Genomic DNA, 23,633 nt, shown 5'->3' with positions numbered 1-23,633 from the left:
GCTGTGGCGCTGCGCCATCGACAAGCTACTCCAACGCCCGAATCCCGAACGCCGCCAACGATCCAACGCCCGCGTCGTCAAACGCAAAGTCCTCAAATGGGCAGCCAAACGCACCCACCACAAACACCACCCGCAACCCACCCATCAGGCGGAATGCACCATCCGAACACCTTAACTGAACGGTATTGGTCTTAGCCTCGATCCACCGACCGGGTTTCGGGGCTGGTACGACGTGCACATCAAGACACCCAGCAACACGCGAGCATCGAAACCCGCCGGGCCGCGACCACGCCGCAGAGCTTAAAACTCAAGTTAGGGCGGTGCGGGTGACCGTGCCCCGGATCAGGGTGGCGAATCGCAGCAGCTCTTCCACGGCGGTCGCAATCATCGTGGGATCGGCGCGCAGGGTCTCCCATCGTGTGCGGTCGTGCAGCAGTGTCAGAACCGACAGTGCGAGCATGTTGGCGGTGGTCTCGTGGCCCGCCCTCGGTGTGGGAGATGGCCGCTGGAACTGGACCAGATCAGCGGCCGGCTACGGGTGACGGTCGATCAGGTCATGTCCGAAGGCGGGTTGTGGGACGAAGAAACCGCCGCGCGCGCGTTCCGCCACACCGAAGGCGACAGCGTCGAAGCCGCCTACCTGGTGCGATCGTTCCGGCTCAGCCTGCCTCGGCTGGCGACGACCCCCGTGACCGACACCGACGAGTTGACCACGCTGCGGCGCGTGGTGCTTGGCCTACCGGACGGCTCGGATCCTGGTGCTGCCGGTCGGCGACCAGGCGCGAGGTGGCTTCGATAGTCCGCAGGCCGGGCGATGGTAGGCCATCAGTGATTCTCCTGCCAGGTGATGGTGCTGATGCACTGGAGCCCGAGGACCCGGCCGTGGCAGTCGAGCAACCACAGGTCGGTCCCTGCCGGCGCCCGGCTACAGGTCCTGTTCGCGTTCACTAAGCACCAGGTCGATATCAGTGCGGCCCGGCGCGAGGAACACGGTGACGGTGTCGGCCACCCCAGGTCCGGTGATCTCGATCCGCCACACGCTTGCAGCAGCTCGTCACGTTGCGGTGCCCGCGCGAAGGCGACCAGTTCTGCCTCACGCGCTTGGCTGAGCGCCGCGCCGGTGTGCTCGGTGATCTCACGTACCGCGGTGTCGGTGCCGCCGATCAGCGCAGCAGGTGTGCTATCACCGCGACCGATCCGGCACCGTCAGGGACACATTGCCCCTTTCTGACGTACTCCGGTCGAACCTCCTGCGGAACCCGATGTCGCCTACCTGCCGGGGATGGCGATGCGCCGCATCGCCGATCTGTACCCGATGCAAACAGAACCTATGCCCGCGACGCGTTCATCATCGCCGATGCCGCACGCACCATGCCGCATGCTGTGCCGCGTCGATACCGGCGACGCCCCTCACCGAGTTGTGGGTCCTCGCCGACTCCGACGACGACCATGCTGGCGAAGCGACTCGCACAGTCAGCCGCATCCGCGGCCTGCTGGCCATCGAACGCGTTCTGAGGCTCTCACTCGCGCACCCGGCATCCTCGAAATCCCGTCGCGCTGCGGTCGCCCGGAATGCCTCTGCTCCATCGGCCATCGCAAACTCACCGCCATCGCGGTCATATACCTATTCCGCATGGGTGCTCGACTGACCGACAAGTTTCGCCGCCTGGCCCGCGCAAACCATTGTCGTTCCTGGCGCCGAAGGCTGCCGAGGTTGCGCTCCCCAGACTCGCTGATTCCGTGAAATCAGGACTACAGCAACCCCAAGCGATCGCCGCTGATATCGAGAGGATGCTCGATGATCATCCTCTTCCCTCGGTACTGACCTCGATGCCCGGGCTGGGACTCGGGATCGAGCCCGCATCCTGCTTGGGTCGGCGACGGATGCGCAGGCATTCTAGGATTCGATGCCGCGTTTGGCGGCCCTGCCGACGCAGGCAGTGGCGTTACGGCTCCTGATAAGCCTGGCTCGCCCCCTCGGAGTGGCTCGATTGCCGTCGCGGTCGACGATCGCGACGTCGTGGTAGCCTTTGGCCCCATAGGACCGTTCGTCGAGAGTTTCGATCGTGGTGCTGTATCGCGATGTTGAGGGCTGCTTCGTGGTGCCCGAGCACTGCACGGTCGTTGGCCTCGGTGATCGGTCGCTGATCACGACCATGTCGTCGGCGAATCGGCGGCTGTCATTGTACGGTGCTGACGTCTTGTTGCTGCGTTCGCGAATATAGTCGGAGCCGACCTGTCAGAGTGCGGTCCGCCTGACAATAATGCCTGATAGATCATCTTCTGGCTGACCCGCATACCTCGTCGTTGGGGCACCCCCGGCGGAGTTGATGTGAGATCTGATCTGCACTGATGACCGGTACCGGGCGGGGCCCCGCGGAGACGGCTTCGCGCAGTACATGATTGCCCGCCAGTTTGGACGCGTGCGAACGCGCCCCGCGCCACCTTGGCGTCCTCATGCGGGCCGTAGGGCAGTGACTGATAGACACAGCATGCCTTTACTTCCCGCGGCACCGCCACGATCACGGTCAGCCATTGGCCAGTCGGTGATGTCCAGGCGAGAACGCACAGCGGCTAGCGACTACACAACGACCTAACTAAATCTGCGGTTCTCATGCTGACAAGATCCGGGACTCACAGACGGACGCCCATCTGAGGTCCTTCCGCGCTCAGGCACAGCCGATTGAGGGCCGACCCGTTGTTCGGAGCACGTTGCACAAAGCCGAGTTCGAACTGGCCGGCTGGTCCGCAGCCGAACCGACGGTGCAGCGCGGGCGCTTGAACCCTCGCCCCAACCCCGGGGAGGAACTTGAAATTAACAGGACGACACATGCGGCCGCACCAGAACGCACCAGAATGCCACGGTATCTCGCCGTCGCTTACCGATGTTTATTCGCAGCGCACTCCCGAAAGCAGCCACCGGCACGGCCTTGACGACCGATAGACGGGACCGAAATACCTTGGGAGACAGTCCCTAGTCGACTGCAGCCAAGTTTCGACACGGGGCCGGCATGCGATCGCGTCACCCATCTGCACAGTTTGTCCCCCGAAACACGCCAGACTGGATCATAAAGCAGTGTTGCACAATATCTGGAACCAAGAAGCGATGGACCACACCTGACGGATTGTGCTTTATTAATCGTGCCAAGCCGCACACTGTGGCCAAACCCACAACATTTTTAGGAGATACAGTTCGCAGACCGTTACCTACTCATGCTTGCTAAGCCCGTGTGACACCAGGACAGGAGTTGCTCTCCCAGTGCTTAGGTATTGGACTTCTAACACCTGGGTTCTAGGCCGCAACTCAGTTAATTATTTCCACACCAAGAGATAATAGCATTCCTAGGTGGATGGAATGAAGTCGGTAACGCAGGCGTAAAAAGTAATCACGATACCAGGATTAGAATCAGAATTCCACATGAAATTCCCCGGTATTGCGTAGAGACAAGGCCTTGCCTGCATGGAGTTCCTGTCACCCAATATTTTCCAAAGAAGCTCTTTTCACGGCGCGAAGCTCTTTTCACGGCGCCGGTTTCTGTGCCGATCAGCTAACCAAGGCACTAAACCGCCTTGTCAAGCTAACAAGTGCAGGACTCGAAGGCGCCGCTGGAAAGAACCTAGCCTCCTCCAAAGTCGACGCTGCCAAAATGTATTGTGGCTCCACGCCGAATCCTCCAATCGCGAATTTCCCGCGCGTCAACGCTCAGCGGGAAGGAGTCTTCAGCATCAAGCCCCCCGTCAACGATCGCCGGTGTCGCCCGCCGGTTTATGTCGAGCTGCAAATACACTAACAGACGTCCCTACCTGATACGGCTGGGATCGTGGGCATTCCAAGCATCGCCTATTGAATCGGCCCACGGGTCGCGCCTCGATCCTCCGATCGCCAGCGCCCACGACTTGGCCGACCCCCTACATCTCGGTCAATCTGTACTCCCCTCTGCCAGCAGTTCCGACAGGTACCGACTCTTGCATGCGCTACCAGCAAGAGTTTTGGCAAACAGAACTCATTGCGTGCAGGCTCGCGCCGCTCCGGAGTGACAACCACCGACGGCACGTGATAGGCGCACGATTTCGGATGTCAATTTTTAGCGACCAACCAGTTCATATGGAACGCATAAGCCCACGTACAACTGAAAAGTCGTATCCCTATGCAATTGCAATCGCAATTGCCAACCGCTTTCGACCAGGAGTTATTTATGAACCCTCGAACTTTGCGCAGCGCCGTGGCCGCCGCCGTCTGCATCGGCGCCATCGCTGTCCCGGGCGTCACGACGGCCGGTCCGGCCCACGCTGACACGTTCGTCGCCCTGCCTGATGGCACGAAGCAGGGCCCCAACGGGGTGGTCATCACCCGGTCCGGTGAGCACGCCACGATCTCCCCGTCGCTGGCCGACAACGGCGCCGGGCGCACCGTGTGGGTCTCGGGCAACGCGAGCGCCGATGTCCCCGACACCCCCGAAACCAAACCCGGGCCATGGAACGGGCCCAACAACGCGCCGGGCACCAACAACTCCTCCACCCACGGTAGTTCGATCATCGACACCGGCTACATCGTGGGCTGCCAGGTCAACATCGGCTCCGACGCCATCTCCGCCGGGGTCTCCGGCAGCGTGAGCCTGACCGGCGGCAGCCTCGGCGGCTCGGTCGGTCTCAAGCTCGGGCCCGGCCAGGTCGCGTTCGTGGAGATCGACTCCAAGGACATCACCAAACCCGGCCACTACTCCGTCGAGTACCAGGACGCGCAGATGCAGATCCAGAACTGCGCCGGCTACGCCCAGGCCCGCGCCTACACCGTGGTCGAGATCGTGGGCGATCACTACTCCAAGACCACCCTCTACGGCCAGCCCTTCTCCATCGGCTGACACCCGCCCTCGTCAATTCTCCTCACACACACAGCGATCCATTCTCAGGACTCCTCATGACAATCCCGCACCTCACCGCCCGCGCGGCCAGCACCGGCGCCGCCGCGGTCGCCGCCGCCGCCCTCGCCCTGTTGACCACCCCACCCACCGCGGCCGCGGACACCGTTGTTCCGCTGCCGGGCGCGGACCTGACCAAGACCCTCTCCGACGGCACCACTGTCCACATCTGGCTCGACGGGGAATCGGCCAACATCAATCCCTCCATGGGCGCCACCCCGTTGCATCGCAACGCCTGGGTCTCGGGCACCGGCCACGTCGAGATCACCGCCGGCAACACCGCCTCGACGACAGGGCTCATCTACCCCGGCTACGTCGTGGGCTGCCAGGTCGCCATCAATGGTGGTGGCGTCAACGGCGGCCCCACCGCCGGAGTCACCGTCGGTTCCAACGGCAGCGTCACTCCGTCGCTGTCGGGCAATGCCGGCGCCAACCTCAGCCTCGGTCCCGGCCAGGCGCAGTCGTTCTACATCCTGGATCGGGAGAAGGCCGACGGGTTCGGTGCCGATTCCCACAAGAAATACAACTCCTTCACCAGTGGCAGCGGTTCGGTGGCCTGGGCGGATGAGACGATCGGCCTCAACGGCTGCGCCGGCTACGCCCAAGCCCGCGCGTTCGTGTCGGTGGAGATCGACACCGACACCATCACCAGCTGGGTCACCATCTGGGGCCAACCCTTCAGCATCGGTTAACTAATCGTCTGACGGGTAATTCCTCCGTCGCTTAAACTCTACGTCGATTTGAAAAACGGCTGGATTAAAGATTGCATCAGGCCGATCTCCCTAAATGCCGCACAATTGAAAGGTTATTATTCCATGCGGATTTCGACCGTCAAAGAAATAAAGACAAAGGAAGGCCGTGTAGGGCTAACCCCTTCCGGCGTCGCGATGCTGACCCAGGACGGGCACACCGTTTTCGTCGAACGCGACGCGGGAAAAATTTCAGGTTTCGCCGACGAACAATACGAGCAGGCAGGCGCTAAAGTTGTCGACCAGGCCGAGGCCTGGAGCAACGCCGAACTGCTCGTGAAAGTTAAAGAACCGATTGTCGACGAATACCGGTATCTGCGCGAGGACCTCGTCCTGTTCACCTACCTACACCTCGCCGCGGATCGCCCCCTCACCGAAGCTCTACTACGCGCCCGCACCCTTTCTATCGCCTACGAGACCGTGCAGGACAGCTCCGGGCTACCGCTGCTGACGCCGATGAGCGAGATTGCCGGCCGCCTGGCGGCCCATGCCGCAGCCAACTATCTGACCGTCCCAGAGGGCGGTCCGGGTAAACTACTCGGAGGCTCGCCGGGCGTTGAGCCGTGCCGAGTCGTCGTCATCGGCGGCGGTGTAGTCGGTACTCAGGCAGCCTTGGTGGCCCTCGGCATGCAAGCGGAAGTCACCGTACTGGACACCTCAGCCACCCGAATCCGCGAACTCACCACTGTATTCGGTGGCCGTGCCCGGGTTATCGCGAGTGATCCCTTGAGCCTTGAGCGAGAACTCGCCCACGCCGATGTCGTTATTGGTGCTGTACTTGTTCCGGGCAAGGCCGCCCCAAAGGTCCTCCTCCGAGAACATCTTGCCCTATTGCCGTCATCCGCCCTACTTATCGATGTCGCTATAGACCAAGGCGGCACATTCGAGACCTCATCCCCGACAACCTATGCCGCTCCGACCTATGAAACTGATGGTATACGCCACTACTGCGTAGCGAATATGCCTGGAGCAGTACCTCAAACCTCTACACGCGCGCTGACCAACGCAACGTTCCCCTACCTGCGTCAACTCGCCTTCCTCGGAGCCGAGAAAGCTACAGAGAGGAACGATGCTCTGCGACTTGGTGTCAACACCCACGCCGGAGCGCTGCGCCACGAGGGTGTAGCGGAGGCCTTCCCCGACTTATCACCCTCCGCAGTCAGCCGTCAAAAGGATAGCTACTGACGGAGGAAATTGACGCGCCGCGTCGATATCAGGGAGCGATTTAAAATCGGTTCAGTCGATTTCCATACCATCTGGATATCAGCTCGGCGCGGGAGAGCCGTGGTGAGGGAAGAACTTCTAATACATCCGCTAATTCCAACGAGCCCGACGTTACTATCCGAGTAAGTTGGAAGGATATTAGAGGCGACCGCCTGGTTCTGTTCTACCAGGCGTGCGCCACTGCAGCACGCCGGTTCTAAAGTGCTTCGACGAAACCCGCCGCGACGCCGAAGTGCCGGCCATTGGCGGTGCTGGCGCATGACTCCTCCCCGGCTCCCTTGCGAACGAAATTGCCTGTTTCCTTGACACGTGAGCGAACGGGATTCATTTGAAACCTCATGTTCCAGAAATGCGAGGTGGAATTCGATTGGCAATCCGCCCGGAATTCAAAGAGTCTCCCGAGTGCCGTCAGCGGAAGCAAAGCCGGAGGACGAATAGTTTGAATATCATGTTCCCATTGGGTGGCAAATATCGCCTATCGGGAGGCGGCTGCTCTGACGATCGTTTTCCTTCGCAGCACGCGGTAAACGGCGCCCCATCCGCCCTCTAGGAGAACGATCCGCAAGCAGGCACGCACATTTCAAGAGCAGCTATTGAGTCGTTGCAGTATAGAAAGAATATCAGTGAAGTACTCAAAATGTGGATTATGCGGCAAACAACTACACTCGGTTGCGGAATGGGATCGGCATATCAGGATACATGCTAAATGGAAATCCGATTCGACCCAGTGTATGACGCCGGAAGACTGGGCAGCGGTAGCAGCCTGGCTGAATCCTCATGGAAACCATGTTAGTGCAGGACACATCGGCCCGGAATGAGGTTTGCCGATGTAGAAGTCGCGCGAACTCCCACGGCTCGTTGCAGCGCAACGCCGAATGCGGACCGCAGTTCAGAGGCAACGACGCGTTTGGCGCGGTGTGGCCGCCGGGAGTATTGGCTGGTCTTCGGGTCTAGATACCGATCAATGTCATTGTATGGTGGACGCAACGCCGTAGCGGCGCAATCGTCGACATCGAATTGCTCACGACACGAGGGCCTGCGTCGGGCCGACCCCAAATCTACGACAGTAATGTTGACCAGATAATGACGGGGCTAGCCGTGGCCAGCCGCCAACTGTGGACTGCTCGGTGAAAGTGATGGCCGCGAAAGATGCCTCAACTCGATCGCGACATCGCGGCCGATGATCTTGGTCGCACACGCGCGCCCTAGGTGTATGAGGCCGTGACGTTGGTGACGCCGGTGCGCAGGCGGCTGGCTGGTGGCTGGTTTCCGGCGGCAGTGTGAGGAGGAATTCTTCGGCCGGGATCCGGTTGTAGCGTTCGACTTTGCCGTTGTGGCGGGCGTATATGGGCTGATGCGTTGATGTTTGGCGCCGAGCAGGACCTTGGCGAAGTCGTGGGCTCGGTCAGGAGCCGTTGTCGGTGACGATGCGTTCGATGTGGGTGATGCCGTGCGCGGCGAAGAACGCTCGTGCCCGGAACATGAATCCGATTGCTGTCACGGCTTTTTCGTCGGGCAATGCCTCGGTGTAGGCCAGTCGGGAATAGCCGTCGACCGCGGAGTGCAAGAACACATAGCCGACGCGTTCACCACGTGATTTGGCGGCGTGGTTGGCCTTGTGCTGGACAGAGTCTCGACCGTGGACACGCCAGCCGCCACCGTCGCGGATGCGACCGACCTTCTTCACGTTGACGTGGATCATGTGTCCGGGCCGGCGGGCAACGATGCGCCGGGGAGCCCGGTTGGTCTCGCCGATCGGGTCGAGGAACCGGCGGCGGTTGAGCCCGAGCCGCAGCAGGTGGCGGCCGATGGTGCGAGCCGAGATCTGTACCCCCTCGGCGGCGAGCTGGCTGTGGATGCGCCGGGCCGACCATTTCCCGATCACGGCGCAGGATTTCGATCCAAGCCACCACTGTGGCGGTGTCGCAGTGGGGCTGTGGTGCGGGGTGGCCGAGCGGTCGGCCAGCCCCAACTCGCCATAGCGGCGAAAACGGTTGACCCACTTGGACGCGCATTGGCGCGAGATTCCCATCTCGGCAGCGACGTATGCGATCGGGCGGGACTGGCAACGCTGCACGAGACGTCGTCGTCCTTCGAGGGACAACGGGGCATTACGGTGGGACACGGCGGGTCTTTCTTGCCGGCGGATAGGGGATTGGCGTTTCTCATCCTGCCGCTGAAAGACCCGCCCCTCAGCTCACGCCCTGCCCCGCGCCACCAACGTCATGCCCCGCAACAACGGGCGCGTTCGCGCCGTCCGGGAACGTCGGCCTGGCGCCTGTGGTCTCACCGGGCGCTGAAGCGCTGACGCGGGACCGGCTGCGGCACGTCGATCAGCACTACATCCGCGCGGACACGATGGCTGCGGCGAACACGGTGCTGGTCAACGCCCAGGCTGCGGTGCCGCTGGCGCAGCTGTGGGGCGGAGGGGTCGTGGCCAGCGTGGACGGGATGGCCGCCTGCCATGACAGCAATGCGTCCTTGCCCGGGCACGCGTACTTCGCCAGCGACCGCACCGACGTGTGCCCGGACAGTGCCATCAGCATCGGTGTCGAGGCACCGTACTCGGCGGCGTGCGTGAGACGGCTGTGCCGGAGCTGGTGCAGCGTGAACGGGCCGCCGGTGAATCCGGTAGTGTTCTCCTCGAACAGCTGCGCAGCCCGTCGATACGACAGCCGGGCCCGCTGACTACCGGGGTCCGTATCGGCCACCGCGACATGTGGTTTGGCCCTCCGCTCGGTCAGAAACACCGGACCTGCGCGGCGACCGGCGAGCATGCGGGGCAGCAGGCGGGCGGTACCGGTCTGCCACGCCACAACGTCCACCGTGCCAGCCTTGCTGGTCACCCGGGCGCACCGGTTCGCGGTGTCCAGGTCCGGAACATCGAGCTCCAGCAATTCGTCTGCGCGAGCGGCAGTTTCGTACAGCATCGTCCACAACACCCGCTCCCGCAGGTCGACCTCCAGACTCAGGATCGCGGTCACCTTCAGCGGATCACCGACCAGCCAACCCTGCTCGGCCCAGTTACCCGCACGCCGCCTTCAACGACGCCAGTCGCACGTTGAACGTCTGCGCCGCCGCGGCGCCCCACCGGAACCGGAACCATCCATCCACCCGGTATGCGTCGAGCAGCCCGACATCACAGTCCGCGCCGAACCCGTCGACCACAGCAGCAAGGGCGACCCCGTAGCCGCGGCGAGGGTTCGGCAAAGAGATCGTGCTCAGGTAGATATCGCGAGCATCTGCCAGGCGCACGCTCTGCCGGATCGACCTCACATTGCTCGATTCGGCCACACAGCGCCCGCCCCTTCCTTAAGACAAGGCTAAGACGGTGTCTCATGTCGCTGATTTCGCCATCGCGAGTTTCTTGTAACAGGTTCGTTCGATGACCCAGCGATGAGCGCCGAGGTGCTGCGAGGATTCGACGCCCTGGCGGGCGATGCGGACTGCGATGCCCCGGTCGCAGACCCACCGGCGCAGCTCAGCGATGTCATAAGCCTTGTCCGCGTGCAGTTTCGACGGTTTGCGGCGTCGGGGCCCGCGCCGGGATCGGACCGCGGGGATCGCTTTCACCAGCGTCCGCAGCGCCTCGGCGTCATTGGTGTTGGCCGCCGAAACCCCCACGGCCAGAGGGATTCCCGCGCGATCGGACAGCACGTGCAGTTTCGAGCCGGATTTGCCACGATCGACCGGATTCGGACCGGTCAGATCGCCCCCATTTTCGCTCGCACCGACGCCGCGTCGATCACCGCCCGCGGCTAGTCGATCAAGCCTTGGCTGCCCAGCTCGTCGAGCACCGCAAGATGTAGGTGCCGCCACAGACCTGCCTTGGTCCACACGGTGAAGCGGCGATGCGCCGTCGGCACGGTAACCCCGAACGACGGGGGCAGCATTCGCCACGCACAACCGCTGGTCAGTACGTACACCACGGCGGTGAACACCGCTCGCTGGTCGGCCGGCGCGGTACCGCCACCCTGCTTACGCGGGCCGAACTTCGGCAGCAACGGCTCGGCCAGCTCCCACAACTCGTCCGGCACCAGCCGACGCGACCGGATCATGCGTGACACAGGGGCGAGAAGTCACACCGGGCCTGGGGCCGTAGCCCTGGTTCAGGACTACCAAGAAGGTGACGGGGTCACACGATTCGTGGCCAAATAGCCGATCGACGCCTCCTGGAGCGTGTTCGTCAACTTGCAGTGTCGTGCAGATATCGGGGCCGAAGGGCGGTCCCGGGAAGGAGCCTGACGTCAAGGTCGTCGGGCGCACCAGCACGGCGACCGGCCCGCGGTGCTGGTGCGGTCTAGTGCCGGTCGTTGCCCGGATCAATCGGGCTCGCGCGATATCGCTGGGGTTCTGTCCAGCCTTCCAGCCTCTGGACCGCAAGATCGTTTCTAGGGGACGCAAACGAGAAGGATCGTATGAAGAAGTCGAAACGTGCTATTGCAGGATCGTTCAACGATTTCGTATAGTGGCCTAGTTCGTCCGCTGGCTTAGGAGCAGCTGTGGCAGCTTCACCTGAGCCTTGTGTTGCTCATTGGAAGACGAGGTTCGCGCCGTGCATATGACCCCTTGCAGAGGCGATTGTGAGCCGCCCGGCACTACTCAATCGCATGCGGAGAAGGCCGGAAGCGCATGACTATTGACCTCAATGCCGATCTGGGCGAGGGTTTCGGACGGTGGACCGCCGGGGACGACCTCGGTCTACTCGATCTCGTCACCAGCGCGAATGTCGCGTGTGGATTCCACGCCGGCGATCCGAGCATCATGCGCCGCGTCTGTGGCCACGCTGCCGTCCGCAACGTGGTGATTGGGGCTCATGTCGGCTACCGCGACCTCGTTGGCTTCGGTCGCCGCGATATCGACGTGAGTGCTTCCGACGTCGGAAACGAGACCGTGTACCAGATCGCTGCGCTAGACGGGCTTGCCCGCGCGGAAGGTACCCGTGTCCGTTACCTCAAACCACATGGGGCGCTGTACCACCGATCTGCTCATGCTGATGAGATTGCGGCCGCGCTCGTTCAGGCAGTCTGTGACTACAATCCGGACCTGGAGATTCTCGGCCCACCAAATTCGGCATTGGCCCGCCACAGCGCCGCCGAAGGCTTACGTTTTCGTGCTGAGGGGTTCGCAGACCGGGGCTACAACCCCGATGGTTCGCTCGCCGAGCGATCGCAACCGGGTGCAGTGACAAGCGTCCCCGAAGATGCTGCTGCCCAGGCGCTTTCGATCGCTGTGCATCGCACGGTTCGGACCGTTACCGGTTCCCTCATCAACCTCGACGTCGACAGCTTATGCGTCCACGGCGACAGCGCTCACGCTTTGGAGACCGCTCGGCAGGTGCGCGCAACCCTGGCCGACGTGGGTGTTGTCGTGGAAGCGTTCGTATGACCAGCGCACTCTCGGCCAGTCAGTGTGCCCGTGGCTGGCCTTGCCGCGCCGCCACGGTGCCAATCGATTGTCTCCTCGTGGGTCGCGCGGCATTCGCCGCGGACACTGAGGCCTTTGCCGTGACCGGGGACGATTTCCTGGTGGCCATCGTCGGCATCTCACACCAACATGACTACGCGACGTGGTGTCATCAAAAGACTTCGCAGCTGAGGATGTCTACTCGCGGACTGCCGATCTACCTTGCTGCGCGGAGAGGCGGAGTTGCGGTCGAGTCGGTGTTCGGTTCAAAACGCCCTGTTAAGCTCTTTGGACCAGGCCCGTCACTGCTCATAGCAGGGGACCGGAGGCCTATTGGGTTCGCGCGGTTCCCACCGCCACGGATTGATCCGGCGTTTATGTGCGGTCCGCAGGGAGGCTTGATACACCTGAGCGCGCTTCGCGACCGCCGCGACAGTCGGCTCAACAACCCCGCAGTTCTTGCGATCGGTAGGTCGCGGACACGCCTCAGTCCGACCGGGTCGGGCCGAGGCGTGTCCGGCCCAACGACAGTGAACCCGTGCGCCATCGATCGCGCCACCGAGAACTGGGCACGAAGCTGCTCGACGAGATTGTCCAGGCACCGCCCTCCGGTCAGCCGGTGATCTCCCTCGCTACCCCCGCGTGGATTGACACCCGTTATCGGCGCACTCGCCCATACCGGTGTCAACGGTGTCGACCAGATCCGACTAGGACAACTGCCGCGCACGTATCCGCTGCAACACGCCGAACACGTCACCCGACCGAGCGAAGGCCACCATGGTGCTTGCATACGACCTCACCGACTTCACCAGCGACGACTGGGACCAACGAGTTGTCCACGCCTCCACAGGGCGAGGGATCACCGGCAGCGAGATTCAGCGCTGGCTCGAAATATTGCCCCCGGCCTACAAGATCGCGACATCATCGAGCGATGCGCTTGCAGATTTCATTGAGCTCGATCGTCTAGCCGACGGCAACATCAGTCTCAACATCGATGCAGCACCCGATCAGTCAGCTGTGCAGCTACGGCTGCGACTGCGATCGCGCGCCGCCACCGTGACCCTAAGCCAGATCGTCCCGGTCCTACACAGTATGGACCATGAGGTGCTGTATGAGCACGCCTACGCCATTGGTGGCCGGGACCGTGACGCCAGCTGGATTCATGACATCGGCCTCCAGATCAACGGCGCCCACCGTGGTCTCCGTTCGAATTCACTCACCACTCGGATCAGCGATACTCTTACGGCAATCTGGGGAGGCCGCTGCGAGGCCGATGGTTTCAATGCTCTCGTAACACACAGCGGCCTGACCTACCAGCAAGCGAACCTAGTACGAGCTTATGCCGCCTATCTTCGACAACTTGGCACTCCATATAGCACCGACACCGTTTTGTCGGTGCTACGCAAATATCCAGACACCGCAAGCCGGCTGATCGACCTCTTCCACACCCGGTTCGACCCTGACCGTCACCAGGACGGTGACGGCGCCGACCTGGTGAAGAGTATCACCGCGGAGATCGCCGCGGTTACTAGTCTCGATGCGGACCGCATTCTTCGGGCGCTATTGACTGTGATTCAGGCAACCGTCCGGACGAACTACTTCCGCACGGCTGAGCCCCTCAAACTTCAAGCTCTGGCGCTCAAACTAGACACCGCCCGGATTCCCTTCGCCCCGCAGCCCCGCCCAAGCGCCGAAATTTTCGTGTATTCGCCACATGTGGAGGGGGTGCACCTGAGATTTGGCAAGGTCTCCCGCGGCGGGCTGCGCTGGTCGGACCGCCGCGACGACTACCGGACAGAGATCCTCGGCTTAGCCAAGGCTCAAACAGTGAAGAACGCAGTGATCGTCCCCGTAGGGGCCAAAGGTGGGTTCGTCGTGAAGACGCCTGGCCTCAGACATCTGACAAGCACAGGCACCCCCGGAGAAGGCACATCCGGCGTTGCCGGCTACCGAACCTTCGTCAGCGCATTGTTGAGTATCACCGACAATCTCGACCCCGCCACACGTTGCGCCGTTACTCCAGACCGGGTCATCGCCTACGACGGAGATGACACCTATTTGGTGGTGGCAGCCGACAAGGGCACGGCCACTTTTTCTGATATCGCCAACTCCATTGCAGCCGAACACGGATTCTGGCTCGGCGACGCTTTTGCCTCTGGCGGATCAGTCGGCTACGACCACAAAAGGATGGGGATAACCGCACGAGGCGCCTGGGAATCAGTCATTCAGCATTTCCGTGAACTCGGCCACGAAATCACGAACAGCCCGACTACCGTAGTAGGCATCGGCGATATGAGCGGCGACGTCTTCGGCAACTGGATGCTACTCAGCCGTCACCTGCAGTTGGTTGCCGCATTCGACCATCGGCACATCTTCGTGGACCCCAATCCAGACCCGGCCACCTCCTACACCGAACGCGCTCGCCTGTTCGGGCTCAGCCGCTCGTCTTGGGCCGACTACAACCCCGCCCTGCTTTCGGCCGGCGGCTTCATTTCTTCGCGCGTTGCCAAGCGCATTTCGCTCACCGCTGCCGTGCGTAGCGCCCTCGGCATCGATGAGACGGTCACCGCCCTGACGCCAGCCGAGCTCATCTCCGCCATTTTGTCGGCCCCTGTCGACCTGATATGGAATGGTGGAATTGGGACCTATGTCAAAGCCACCACCGAAACCCACGCCGACGTGGGCGATAAGGCCAACGACACTGTCCGTATCAATGGCAACCAGCTCCGTGCGCGAGTAGTTGGTGAAGGTGGCAATCTCGGCCTGACCCAGCTCGGCCGCATCGAGTACGCCCGCGCCGGGGGACGCGTCAACACCGACGCTCTTGACAATTCCGCAGGTGTCAACTGCTCGGACCACGAAGTCAACATCAAGATTGTGCTGGACGCCGCTGTCCGATCCGGCATCCTCGACCTCGCCGACCGTGCCTCTTTCCTCGAATCAATGACCGACGTCGTCGCTGAGCTCGTTCTTACCGATAATCGCCGCCAAAACGAAATTCTCGGCATTCACCGCAGCGAGGCGGCCGTTTCAGTCGCGCTCCACGCACGGCTTGCCGCGCATCTGCAGAACGACCACGGCCTGGACCGAGATCTCGCTGGGCTCCCCGGTTCGACCGGTTTTGCCGCGCTGAGGAAGGCGCAAACCGGTCTGTCCGGTCCGGAACTAGCGCAGCTCATTGCGCACGTCAAACTCGCTTTGAAAGCCGAGATCGTCAATTCGCCGGCGATCCACAGCCTTGCGTTCACCTCCCGGTTCATCCACTATTTTCCAGGCAAACTCACTGAGTCCTACCCAGGTCTCATACGCAGCCACCCCCTGCGCAACGCCATCACCGCAACCGAAGTGGTGAACGACATGGTCGACGCAGCCGGAATTACTTTCGCTTTCCGGCTCCGTGAGGAAATCGGCGCCGACGGCGTCGACGCCGCAACAGCATTCGTCTGCGCCACAGATATCTTCGGGGTCCATGCACTGCTCAATGAAATTCGCGAGGCCGAGCCCAGCTTGGCGCTGCCTGCGGCGAACGAGCTGCGTGCCCAGACCCGTCGATTGATCGATCGCGCTGCACGCTGGCTACTCGCAAATCGCCCGCAGCCCATCGCCACCGATTCACAAATAAGCCGCTACCGAGACCGAATTCGCCTTGCCACACCGAAAGTGCGCACATGGTTGCACCGCGAGGAGGCCGAGGCGCTGGACAACCGCATAGCAAACCTGGTGTCACTTGGCGCCCCCGAACACCTCGCCGCCCGCGTCGCCGAGTTGATGCATACCTTCTGCTTACTCGACATTTGCGACATTTCTGACATCGTCTCTCGCGACACCGACGAAGTCGCTGAACTCTACTTCACCGTCTCCGAACAACTACGCATCAACTACTACCTCACAGCGGTAACGTCACTTCCCCGACAGCGACGCTGGGAATCGCTCGCGCGGCTGGCGCTGCGCGAAGAGCTCTACCACGCCGTGCGGGCCATCGTGCTCGATGTGCTAACCGACCACCATGCCAACGACGGCACCACTACCGAAAGGGTGGCGAAGTGGAACCGTAGCAATCGCGCGCGACTGACCCGCGCAACACGACTCCTCTCAGAAATCCCGCCCTTCACCAGCGAGCCGGCCGATATGTCGACCTTGGTGGTCGCTGTCCGTCGAATCCGGAGCCTAATCCGAGCGCCTGAGCCCCAACCGTGACGCCGCCTCCGGCGAATAGGCACGCAGATCCAAGCAGATCGGCTGATGACCGACCGCACCAATATCGGAGCAGACGGCAGCGCTTTCCTCCATCCTGAACCACTTCGCCCCGGAAAAATTGCCGAAGAATGGACTCTATCTGGCGGAAGAATTCGGAATAATCGGCTCTGGCTCATTTCAGGTGCTGTCTTACGTTCGGTGACAGCATGATGCTTGGAGAGCTCCAACCGGCAGCACGAGTTGGTGGCTCAAGCGCGCCGCGCGACAGATGCGGTGAGGGAGCTCGTGGGGTCTGGGTGCGGTCGCGTTCAGCAGTAGGCTCAACAGGATCAACGAGAATCTTGGCTGACGATTCAGGCGAGAAGAGTGAGCAGTGAACTACTATCCGAAAACGCATGTACCCCACCTTCTGCCTTCCCGGGACGCCCCTCTTCAGCGATTAGCGACCATGGCACGGAGCACCAGCGCCGTTGCTGCTCAGTCCAGGAGCTCCCCGTCCGCGGCACAACCCACGCTCTCGATGGTAGTAACATGACCATCGAGAGCGCCCAATATTGGGCGTCAGCCGCTCGGCATGGCCAAATAGAACTTCCAGAGTCCAAATGAGGTCCTGTCACAGGACGGGTTGTCGCACTGGGCGATCTGAACCGCATCCAAATTGTTGACTCGAGGCGAGGATGTTGCATATTCGCGAGTGGAGCGTGGTTGAGGGCCTCATACTCGATTGGGGCCGCCGCGCAGGTATTTTTGTGTGCTCGGAAGGGCTTGTTCGATTCGATAGGCAATCGCCACGACCTTTTTCCTTGGCCCATCGTTTCGATCGAGAGTGGTGCGGAGTGCAAGCCACGGATGCACGGCTCGAGTTGTGACCGCAGGCCCTGATGCGGCCAATGGAACTGCGTAGATGGCTGTGAGATAACGGACATGGTGAGTTTGGCGTTCGATCCTTTTGATCTGCTGCCCACCTGGAGTTCGTGGGCGCCACTTCGCCGGCCGCGTGTGGCACACTCCCCGGCGCGACCGCGGCAACGTGCGAGAGCTAGGGGTGATCATAAAGCAGTGCTACACAGAATCTGGAACTAAGACGCGATGGACCAGACCTGCCGGTTTCGACATGATTAGCAGTGCCGAACCGCAACACTGCGGCCCGATCCTAGGAGGCACATTTAGCAGATAATTGGCTTTCACGGTTGTTGCTTAGCCAGGCACCACGTAAACAGGTGTCATCTTCTAGGCGGTATCTCAGGCGAGCGTTTAGCTATTGCCATTCTTCTGCGCTATCCAGCCCGCTCCAGAGTCCAGCAGAGCTGGTTGAATGATGAACGGCCACGGTTGCTTTGCGCAGCCCACTCTGATAGGAAGTGCATTATCAATAATTTCATCGATGAGACGGCTCTGTCTGTCATCCCGCTCTGACTGGATGATCGACACACTCGACACCTTTGCAGCCTCGAGAAGCGCACTTGCCGCGTTCGCGCTGCGCCCTGGGAAGAAGGAGGATTGCCACAGTGGCGACCGAAGATAGCCCCCGCGGCATGAGGGGAAACCTCGTCGACTATGGCGATACTGATTTCGCCTTGTTCCTGCGAAAGGCATTCATCAAGGGTGCGGGCTATACCGATGACGTACTCGACCGCGCGGTAATCGGGATTGTCGACACCGAAAGTGGATTCAATCCGTGCCACGGCAACATGCCCCAGTTGATTGAGGCAGTCACACGTGGTGTCATGCTGGCTGGCGGGTTCCCTGTCACCTTTCCGACAATTTCGATCCATGAGAGCTTCTCTCATCCAACTAGCATGCTATTGCGCAACCTCATGTCGATGGACACAGAAGAAATGATCTGCGCCCTACCAGTCGACGCGATCGTTCTGATAGGGGGCTGCGACAAGACCGTTCCGGCGCAATTGATGGGGGCAGCTTCGGCCGGCAAACCGACGATTCAACTGGTAACGGGCTCCATGCTGACCGGTTCTCACCGCGGGCGGCGGGTGGGCGCCTGCACGGATTGTAGGGCATTCTGGGGCCAGTACAGAGCACAAGAGATCGACGACGCGGAAATCGCGGAAGTGAACGGCCAACTGGTCGGCAGTCTTGGCACTTGTTCGGTGGCCGGTACAGCCAGCACCATGGCATGTATTGCGGAGGCTCTAGGCATGGCGTTGCCAGGCTCTGCGACACCGCCTGCGGTAACCGCGGACCGGATGCGCATCGCTGAACTGACCGGGCGCCAAGCGGTCCAGATGGCCGAGGATCGCTTGACCATCAACCAAATCCTAACGCCGGAGGCATTCGAGAATGCGCTCCGAGTGCTGCTCGCCGTCGGAGGCTCTACAAACGCACTGGTGCACTTGGCGGCGATCGCCGGCCGCGTTGGATACACCCTCGACCTCGATCTCTTCGACCAGATGAGCCGGGAAACCCCAGTTCTGGTGAACCTTAAGCCTGCGGGCACTCATTACATGGAGGACTTTCACCGCGCTGGTGGTGTTCCGCGCCTTCTACGCGAGCTGCAGGACATGCTCAATCTTGACGCGTTGACGGTAACAGGTCGAACGTTAGGGGAAGAGCTTAGCGATGCGCCAGCTCCCTTCCCCCAGGACGTGATTCGTGCGCGCACGCAACCGGTGTACGCCGCAGGGGGAATCGCCGTGCTCCGGGGCAATCTAGCCCCTAACGGCGCCATAATTAAGCAAGCCGCCGCCTCTCCGGACCTTCTCGAACACCGCGGCCGCGCCGTAGTCTTCGAGAACGCGGCCGACCTTGCCAAACGGATCGATGACGCGAATCTCGATGTCACCGCCGACGACATTCTGGTTCTGAAAAACATCGGTCCGGTCGGGGCACCTGGAATGCCAGAAGCCGGGTATATCCCGATCCCGAAGAAGATCGCCCAGCATGGTGTAAAGGATATGGTTCGAATCTCCGATGGGCGAATGTCCGGAACCGCAGCGGGAACGATCGTCCTTCATGTCTCACCTGAAGCGGCGATCGGCGGACCTTTGCGTTACGTCCAGGACGGCGACATGATCCGCCTGAGTATTCGCGACCGAGTGATCGAACTAGAAGTCTCCGAAGCCGAACTCGCTCGAAGAGCTGAGCTGTCCACGGTCCCGACCGCCCCCGCACCCACCCGTGGCTACAGGAAGCTTTACGTCGACCAAGTTACCCAGGCCGAAGAAGGGTGCGATTTCCGTTTTCTTCAAGGCACATACCGCCGCGGTACGGTCCCCCGGCCCGTCTGATGTACCAATCGACCTCTCATTTAGATCCAAGCGGGAGCGGTAGGTATCGCCGACGCATGCAGAAACTTCCCAGTGTGCGGTACGCACCGGAATACTAGTTAGTTAAGGAGCCATTTGTGAACACCAACACCCCGATCTCACTCGCAACGACCACGACCGAGGCGGAACCGGCCCGCACTCATAGCGCACTATGGCACCCATTCAGCGACATGGCCGCTGTCTGCGGCAACGAATTTGTCGTTGACCGCGCCGACGGCGTCTGGATCTACGACCAGACCGGCCGGCGCTACCTCGACTCCACCTCAAGCCTCTGGTGCGTCAACGTCGGACACGGACGCACGGAGATCCGCAGCGCAATCCACCGTCAACTCGCACAACTGGACAGCTTCTCGATCTTCGGGGACTATTCCAACCAACCGGCCATGGATCTCGCCGACCGAATCGCCACCCTGGCGCCGATCGACGACGCCAAAGTTCTGTTCGGCAGCGGCGGCGGTGACGGCATCGACACAGCAGCACGACTTTCCCGCCACCACTTCCACGCCCTCGGTCTGCCCGGAAAAACTCACATCATCAGCCGCAGCGGCAGCTACCACGGCACTCACGGCTGGGGCATCACGCTCGCCGGAATCGACGCCAACCGCGCCGGCAACGGACCGCTGATTCCCGACGCCACCCAAATCCCACAGGACGACGCCGATGCCCTCGAAATCGAGATCCAGCGGATCGGACCCGACCGTGTCGCCGCGTTCTTCTGCGAACCGCTCGTCGGATCCGGCGGTGTTTACGCCCCGTCGGAGGACTACCTCAAACGTGTTGCCGAGATCTGCCGCCGTTATGGCGTCCTCCTCGTGATCGATTCGGTGATCTGCGGATTCGGCCGACTCGGCACCTGGTTCGGCATCGAAAAGTGGAACATCCGTCCCGACATGATTGTCTTCGCCAAGGGTGTGTCCAACGGCACCCTCCCCCTCGGCGGCGTCGTCATCTCTGGCGCAGTGGCCGCACCCTTCTGGAACACCCGCGGCAACGTCTTCCGGCACGGAGCCACCTACTCCGGACACCCCGTCTGCTGCGCCGCCGCGTTGGCCACGCTCGACCTGCTCGACCAAAGCAATCTGCTTGCGCAAGGTCGAATTCTCGAAAAGCCCCTTGCCGATCGCCTCAGCACCCTCGCAGGCCATCCCGCAGTCGCAGAAGTACGCGCGGGAACTGGCTTGATCGGCGGCATCGAACTGAACCCTGACCTCCTCGCCACCACTCCGGGTGCCATTGGCGCAGCATTCAAAGCGGCACGAGAAGCCGGTGTTCTCCTGCGTCCACTGATCACCTCACTCGCGGTTTCACCACCGCTGACCATCACCGAAATCGAACTCGACATCATGGTAGAAGGAATCCGCGCCGCACTCGACACTCTCACTCAGTAGCTGTTCAAGTTTGTCGCGTCACAGTCGAACACAGACGGCCGGGGATGGGCCGAATCGTCATAAACGGACGTTCCTGCGCGGAAGTGTTGCGTATTTGGGAGCAGTAAGGTCGTCCAATCGGCCAGGATCGTGCCAATCACCTCGCGACGCACCTTCCGTTGCAGTTGCCTCCCCTCAAGATTGACGACATTACCTAGATTCCAAGAGAGGATTCGAGTCACAATGGTCTATTCCAACCTCATCGCCGGCGAGTGGCGCAACTCTGGTGCGACAGTAGCAAACGTCAACCCATCCGACACCACAGATGTGATCGGCGAGTACGCGTGCGCCACGGTCTCCGACGTAGAGGAGGCGATCGCGGCCGCGGCGAAGGCGTCGTCTGCGTGGGGCCGGACAACTCCCATCGAACGTGCCGATATTCTGCATCGCGCTGCGCGTGAGATCGAGGAACGGCACACCGAATTGACAGATCTGCTGGCCCGGGAGGAGGGCAAGACTCTATCCGAGGCAGCGGGTGAAGTCTCACGGGCCGCGAAGATCTTCCGGTATTACGGCGAGCAGGCGGTCAGCAGCTCGGGAGATTCGATCATCTCCGCCAGGGAGGGGTTGCAAGTTTACACCTCTCGGGAACCCGTCGGGACTGTCGCTGTGATCACGCCATGGAATTTTCCGATCGCTATTCCGGCGTGGAAGATTGCCCCGGCACTTGCCTTCGGCAACACTGTTGTATTCAAGCCGGCTGACCTGGTTCCAGCGTCAGCCTGGCATCTGACCGATATTCTTCACCGGGCGGGTGTGCCTGCTGGTGTACTCAATTTGGTGATGGGGCGCGGTTCGCTCATTGGTGACACGCTGACGGGATCAGTCCAGATCGATGCGGTCAGCTTTACCGGGTCAATGCAGACAGGCCAACGTGTGCTGGCGTCTGCACAGTCGCATATGGCGAAAGTACAACTTGAGATGGGGGGGAAAAATCCCTTGATCATCGCCGACGATGCGGACATCGATGTGGCGGTGGCAGTCGCACTGGAGAGTGCGTTCGGGCAGACCGGGCAGCGGTGTACGGCCGCGTCGCGTCTTATCGTGATGGACAAGATCCATGTGGAGTTCCTCGACCGGATCATCGAGCGTTCGAAGTCGATTGTCGTCGGCGATGCCCGCGATGGTCGAACCCAGATGGGGCCTGTTGTCAGCAACAACCAGTTGGAAAACGATTTGTCCTATCTCGCCATTGCACGGTCGGAGGGGGCGGAAGTGATTGGTGGCGAGTGCGTAGAGGGTGCCGCTTTGGGGCACTACCTGACGCCCGCCGTGGTGGTGGGTTCGATGAATCATCATCGGATCAACACCGAGGAGGTGTTTGGTCCTGTCGCGGCGGTTCTACCGGTCGGCAGCTATGACGAGGCGGTCGCGGTCGCCAATGACACGCGATTCGGGCTTTCATCAGGGATCGTCACCCAATCACTGGCACGGGCGGAGCATTTCCGTCGTTCCTCGGAGGCTGGAATGGTGATGGTAAACGCGCCAACCGCAGGTGTCGATTTCCATGCACCCTTCGGCGGTCGTAAGGCGTCCTCTTACGGGTACCGGGAGCAAGGAGAGGCGGCGCAGGAGTTCTACACGTCTATCAAGACCAGCTACATCGCAGCAGGAAAACCACAGCCCTAAAGGCTGCCGTCCAGTGGGCTGACGCGTCGCGAGCGAGCACCGACGCGGTCGGGCCCAAGTTTGTCTAAGGTCACTGAACGCTGAGTCGCTTGCCGAGACGATCCTGAATTGAGCGTTGCAAATTTTCTTGCAGCCGGCACCGATTCCGAAATTCGGCCGGATCGACGGTGACTTCGTGATGCGATTTCGAGGAACCGGTCAACATTGGTCGCGTCTCTCAAGGATTTGAGCAATTCGACGACGAGGCCAATGCGAGGCCGGCGCGGTAGGTGATCGTGAACTTGACGTAGCGAGTCGCGACCGAGCAGGTCTTTTGCCTTGTCGAGGGCGCTCTCGACGAACGTTGCGGCGCCTGTAGACGACAGTGTCGAAACTCGTTGTGCGGCCACCGACACGTCCTCGGCATTCACATTTGACGTTCTGATCAGCGAGTTCGGGGATCATTTCCCGATGGGTCTGCACCGTTAGAAACCCGGTTCGATGCCGCTAGTGCTGCGTTCCTTAAAGGTGATAGATAAAACGGCTGCGCAGGATTCTCGGTTTCGGTGCGGGACGTCCCCAGACCCATGGTCGGACGCGGGCGTTGAGGGCAGCGGTGGCTTGGCGGGTGGCGCGGTCGATCTCGGTTGGCGGATGTCTGACAAGCGAGCCTGAAACAGGATTCGGTGTGCACATGTCCCCATTTCTCGGTCAGATCGACGCGGGTGATCAACTACAGCGACTACGACATCGTTCGCATCTACGGGGCCGAATACCGGGGCATCGTGCAGTACTACCTGCTGGCCGGTAACATCCGGA

Annotated in this window: 13 protein-coding genes and 5 pseudogenes; 12 read left to right on the top strand and 6 right to left on the bottom strand. The window is 61.4% G+C overall.

All coding sequences use genetic code 11. The features are described 5' to 3' along the window. Window positions 1–307 precede the first annotated feature (307 nt). Window positions 308–460 (bottom strand): hypothetical protein, encoded by a 153-nt coding sequence (locus ACFXN1_RS47805; protein WP_379446527.1) that lies wholly within the window; start codon window positions 458–460, stop codon window positions 308–310. A 15-nt stretch (window positions 461–475) separates the two neighbouring features. Here ACFXN1_RS47805 and ACFXN1_RS47800 point away from each other — a divergent pair, with 15 nt between their 5' ends. The 5 genes and pseudogenes from ACFXN1_RS47800 to ald all read left to right on the top strand — a co-directional run bounded on the left by ACFXN1_RS47800 (window position 476) and on the right by ald (window position 6,853). Then, window positions 476–799 (top strand): carbon-phosphorus lyase complex subunit PhnI, encoded by a 324-nt coding sequence (locus ACFXN1_RS47800; protein WP_379446528.1) that lies wholly within the window; start codon window positions 476–478, stop codon window positions 797–799. Window positions 800–1,261: 462 nt separating this feature from the next. Then, a pseudogene (locus ACFXN1_RS47795) lies at window positions 1,262–1,990 on the top strand (transposase); the annotation flags it as partial. A gap of 2,206 nt (window positions 1,991–4,196) precedes the next feature. Next, window positions 4,197–4,862: an MspA family porin gene (locus ACFXN1_RS47790; protein ID WP_379464017.1), complete on the top strand. Its 666-nt coding sequence runs from the start codon at window positions 4,197–4,199 to the stop codon at window positions 4,860–4,862. Window positions 4,863–4,918: 56 nt separating this feature from the next. Then, window positions 4,919–5,611 carry an MspA family porin gene (locus tag ACFXN1_RS47785; RefSeq protein ID WP_379445408.1) on the top strand — a complete coding sequence of 231 codons (693 nt, stop codon included), beginning with the start codon at window positions 4,919–4,921 and terminating at the stop codon, window positions 5,609–5,611. A gap of 123 nt (window positions 5,612–5,734) precedes the next feature. After that, entirely contained in the window at window positions 5,735–6,853 is a 1,119-nt protein-coding gene (ald, locus tag ACFXN1_RS47780; RefSeq protein WP_379445422.1) for an alanine dehydrogenase, read from the top strand. A gap of 1,244 nt (window positions 6,854–8,097) precedes the next feature. On the opposite strand, the pseudogene ACFXN1_RS47775 reads toward ald, so the two are convergent. Beyond that, window positions 8,098–9,017 (bottom strand): annotated as a pseudogene (locus tag ACFXN1_RS47775) (helix-turn-helix domain-containing protein). A 155-nt stretch (window positions 9,018–9,172) separates the two neighbouring features. On the opposite strand from ACFXN1_RS47775, the pseudogene ACFXN1_RS47770 reads away from it, so the two are divergent. After that, a pseudogene (locus ACFXN1_RS47770) lies at window positions 9,173–9,289 on the top strand (Tn3 family transposase); the annotation flags it as partial. A gap of 155 nt (window positions 9,290–9,444) precedes the next feature. Here ACFXN1_RS47770 and ACFXN1_RS47765 read toward each other — a convergent pair. The 3 genes and pseudogenes from ACFXN1_RS47765 to ACFXN1_RS47755 form a co-directional block, all read right to left on the bottom strand. After that, window positions 9,445–9,822 (bottom strand): annotated as a pseudogene (locus ACFXN1_RS47765) (site-specific integrase); the annotation flags it as partial. A 94-nt stretch (window positions 9,823–9,916) separates the two neighbouring features. After that, window positions 9,917–10,186 carry a hypothetical protein gene (locus ACFXN1_RS47760; protein ID WP_379445409.1) on the bottom strand — a complete coding sequence of 90 codons (270 nt, stop codon included), beginning with the start codon at window positions 10,184–10,186 and terminating at the stop codon, window positions 9,917–9,919. A gap of 81 nt (window positions 10,187–10,267) precedes the next feature. Continuing rightward, a pseudogene (locus tag ACFXN1_RS47755) lies at window positions 10,268–10,929 on the bottom strand (IS5 family transposase); the annotation flags it as partial. A 595-nt stretch (window positions 10,930–11,524) separates the two neighbouring features. Here ACFXN1_RS47755 and ACFXN1_RS47750 point away from each other — a divergent pair. The 3 genes from ACFXN1_RS47750 (at window position 11,525) to ACFXN1_RS47740 (ending at window position 16,705) form a co-directional block, all read left to right on the top strand. Next, window positions 11,525–12,280 (top strand): LamB/YcsF family protein, encoded by a 756-nt coding sequence (locus tag ACFXN1_RS47750; protein WP_379445410.1) that lies wholly within the window; start codon window positions 11,525–11,527, stop codon window positions 12,278–12,280. A gap of 795 nt (window positions 12,281–13,075) precedes the next feature. Continuing rightward, the gene (locus ACFXN1_RS47745) at window positions 13,076–16,495 is read left to right on the top strand and encodes an NAD-glutamate dehydrogenase domain-containing protein (protein ID WP_379445412.1); all 3,420 of its coding nucleotides are present in this window, start codon (window positions 13,076–13,078) and stop codon (window positions 16,493–16,495) included. Between the two features lie 45 nt (window positions 16,496–16,540). Further along, the gene (locus ACFXN1_RS47740) at window positions 16,541–16,705 is read left to right on the top strand and encodes a hypothetical protein (RefSeq protein ID WP_379445414.1); all 165 of its coding nucleotides are present in this window, start codon (window positions 16,541–16,543) and stop codon (window positions 16,703–16,705) included. Between the two features lie 1,044 nt (window positions 16,706–17,749). Here the strand turns inward: ACFXN1_RS47740 and ACFXN1_RS47735 are convergent. Further along, window positions 17,750–17,926 carry a hypothetical protein gene (locus ACFXN1_RS47735; protein ID WP_379445416.1) on the bottom strand — a complete coding sequence of 59 codons (177 nt, stop codon included), beginning with the start codon at window positions 17,924–17,926 and terminating at the stop codon, window positions 17,750–17,752. A gap of 77 nt (window positions 17,927–18,003) precedes the next feature. Here ACFXN1_RS47735 and ACFXN1_RS47730 point away from each other — a divergent pair, with 77 nt between their 5' ends. The 3 genes from ACFXN1_RS47730 (at window position 18,004) to ACFXN1_RS47720 (ending at window position 22,835) form a co-directional block, all read left to right on the top strand. Then, the gene (locus ACFXN1_RS47730) at window positions 18,004–19,740 is read left to right on the top strand and encodes an IlvD/Edd family dehydratase (protein WP_379445417.1); all 1,737 of its coding nucleotides are present in this window, start codon (window positions 18,004–18,006) and stop codon (window positions 19,738–19,740) included. 116 nt (window positions 19,741–19,856) lie between these two features. After that, window positions 19,857–21,167 carry an aspartate aminotransferase family protein gene (locus ACFXN1_RS47725; protein WP_379445419.1) on the top strand — a complete coding sequence of 437 codons (1,311 nt, stop codon included), beginning with the start codon at window positions 19,857–19,859 and terminating at the stop codon, window positions 21,165–21,167. Window positions 21,168–21,389: 222 nt separating this feature from the next. Beyond that, a complete protein-coding gene (locus tag ACFXN1_RS47720; protein ID WP_379445421.1) occupies window positions 21,390–22,835 on the top strand; it encodes an aldehyde dehydrogenase family protein in 1,446 nt (481 codons plus the stop codon). Window positions 22,836–23,633 lie beyond the last annotated feature (798 nt).

It is taken from the genome of Nocardia sp. NPDC059154, assembly GCF_042755705.1.
In the GTDB taxonomy this organism is placed as follows: domain Bacteria; phylum Actinomycetota; class Actinomycetes; order Mycobacteriales; family Mycobacteriaceae; genus Nocardia.
Note: the sequence above shows the minus strand (reverse complement) of the source record. Positions and strands in the feature narration are given on the sequence as shown.

Bases quoted from the DNA above. Each gene is read 5' to 3' on its own strand.
- ACFXN1_RS47805 (WP_379446527.1), bottom strand. From the start codon at position 460: ATGCTCGCACTGTCGGTTCTGACACTGCTGCACGACCGCACACGATGG.
- ACFXN1_RS47790 (WP_379464017.1), top strand. From the start codon at position 4,197: ATGAACCCTCGAACTTTGCGCAGCGCCGTGGCCGCCGCCGTCTGCATC.
- ACFXN1_RS47785 (WP_379445408.1), top strand. From the start codon at position 4,919: ATGACAATCCCGCACCTCACCGCCCGCGCGGCCAGCACCGGCGCCGCC.
- ald (WP_379445422.1), top strand. From the start codon at position 5,735: ATGCGGATTTCGACCGTCAAAGAAATAAAGACAAAGGAAGGCCGTGTA.
- ACFXN1_RS47750 (WP_379445410.1), top strand. From the start codon at position 11,525: ATGACTATTGACCTCAATGCCGATCTGGGCGAGGGTTTCGGACGGTGG.
- ACFXN1_RS47745 (WP_379445412.1), top strand. From the start codon at position 13,076: ATGGTGCTTGCATACGACCTCACCGACTTCACCAGCGACGACTGGGAC.
- ACFXN1_RS47740 (WP_379445414.1), top strand. From the start codon at position 16,541: ATGACCGACCGCACCAATATCGGAGCAGACGGCAGCGCTTTCCTCCAT.
- ACFXN1_RS47720 (WP_379445421.1), top strand. From the start codon at position 21,390: ATGGTCTATTCCAACCTCATCGCCGGCGAGTGGCGCAACTCTGGTGCG.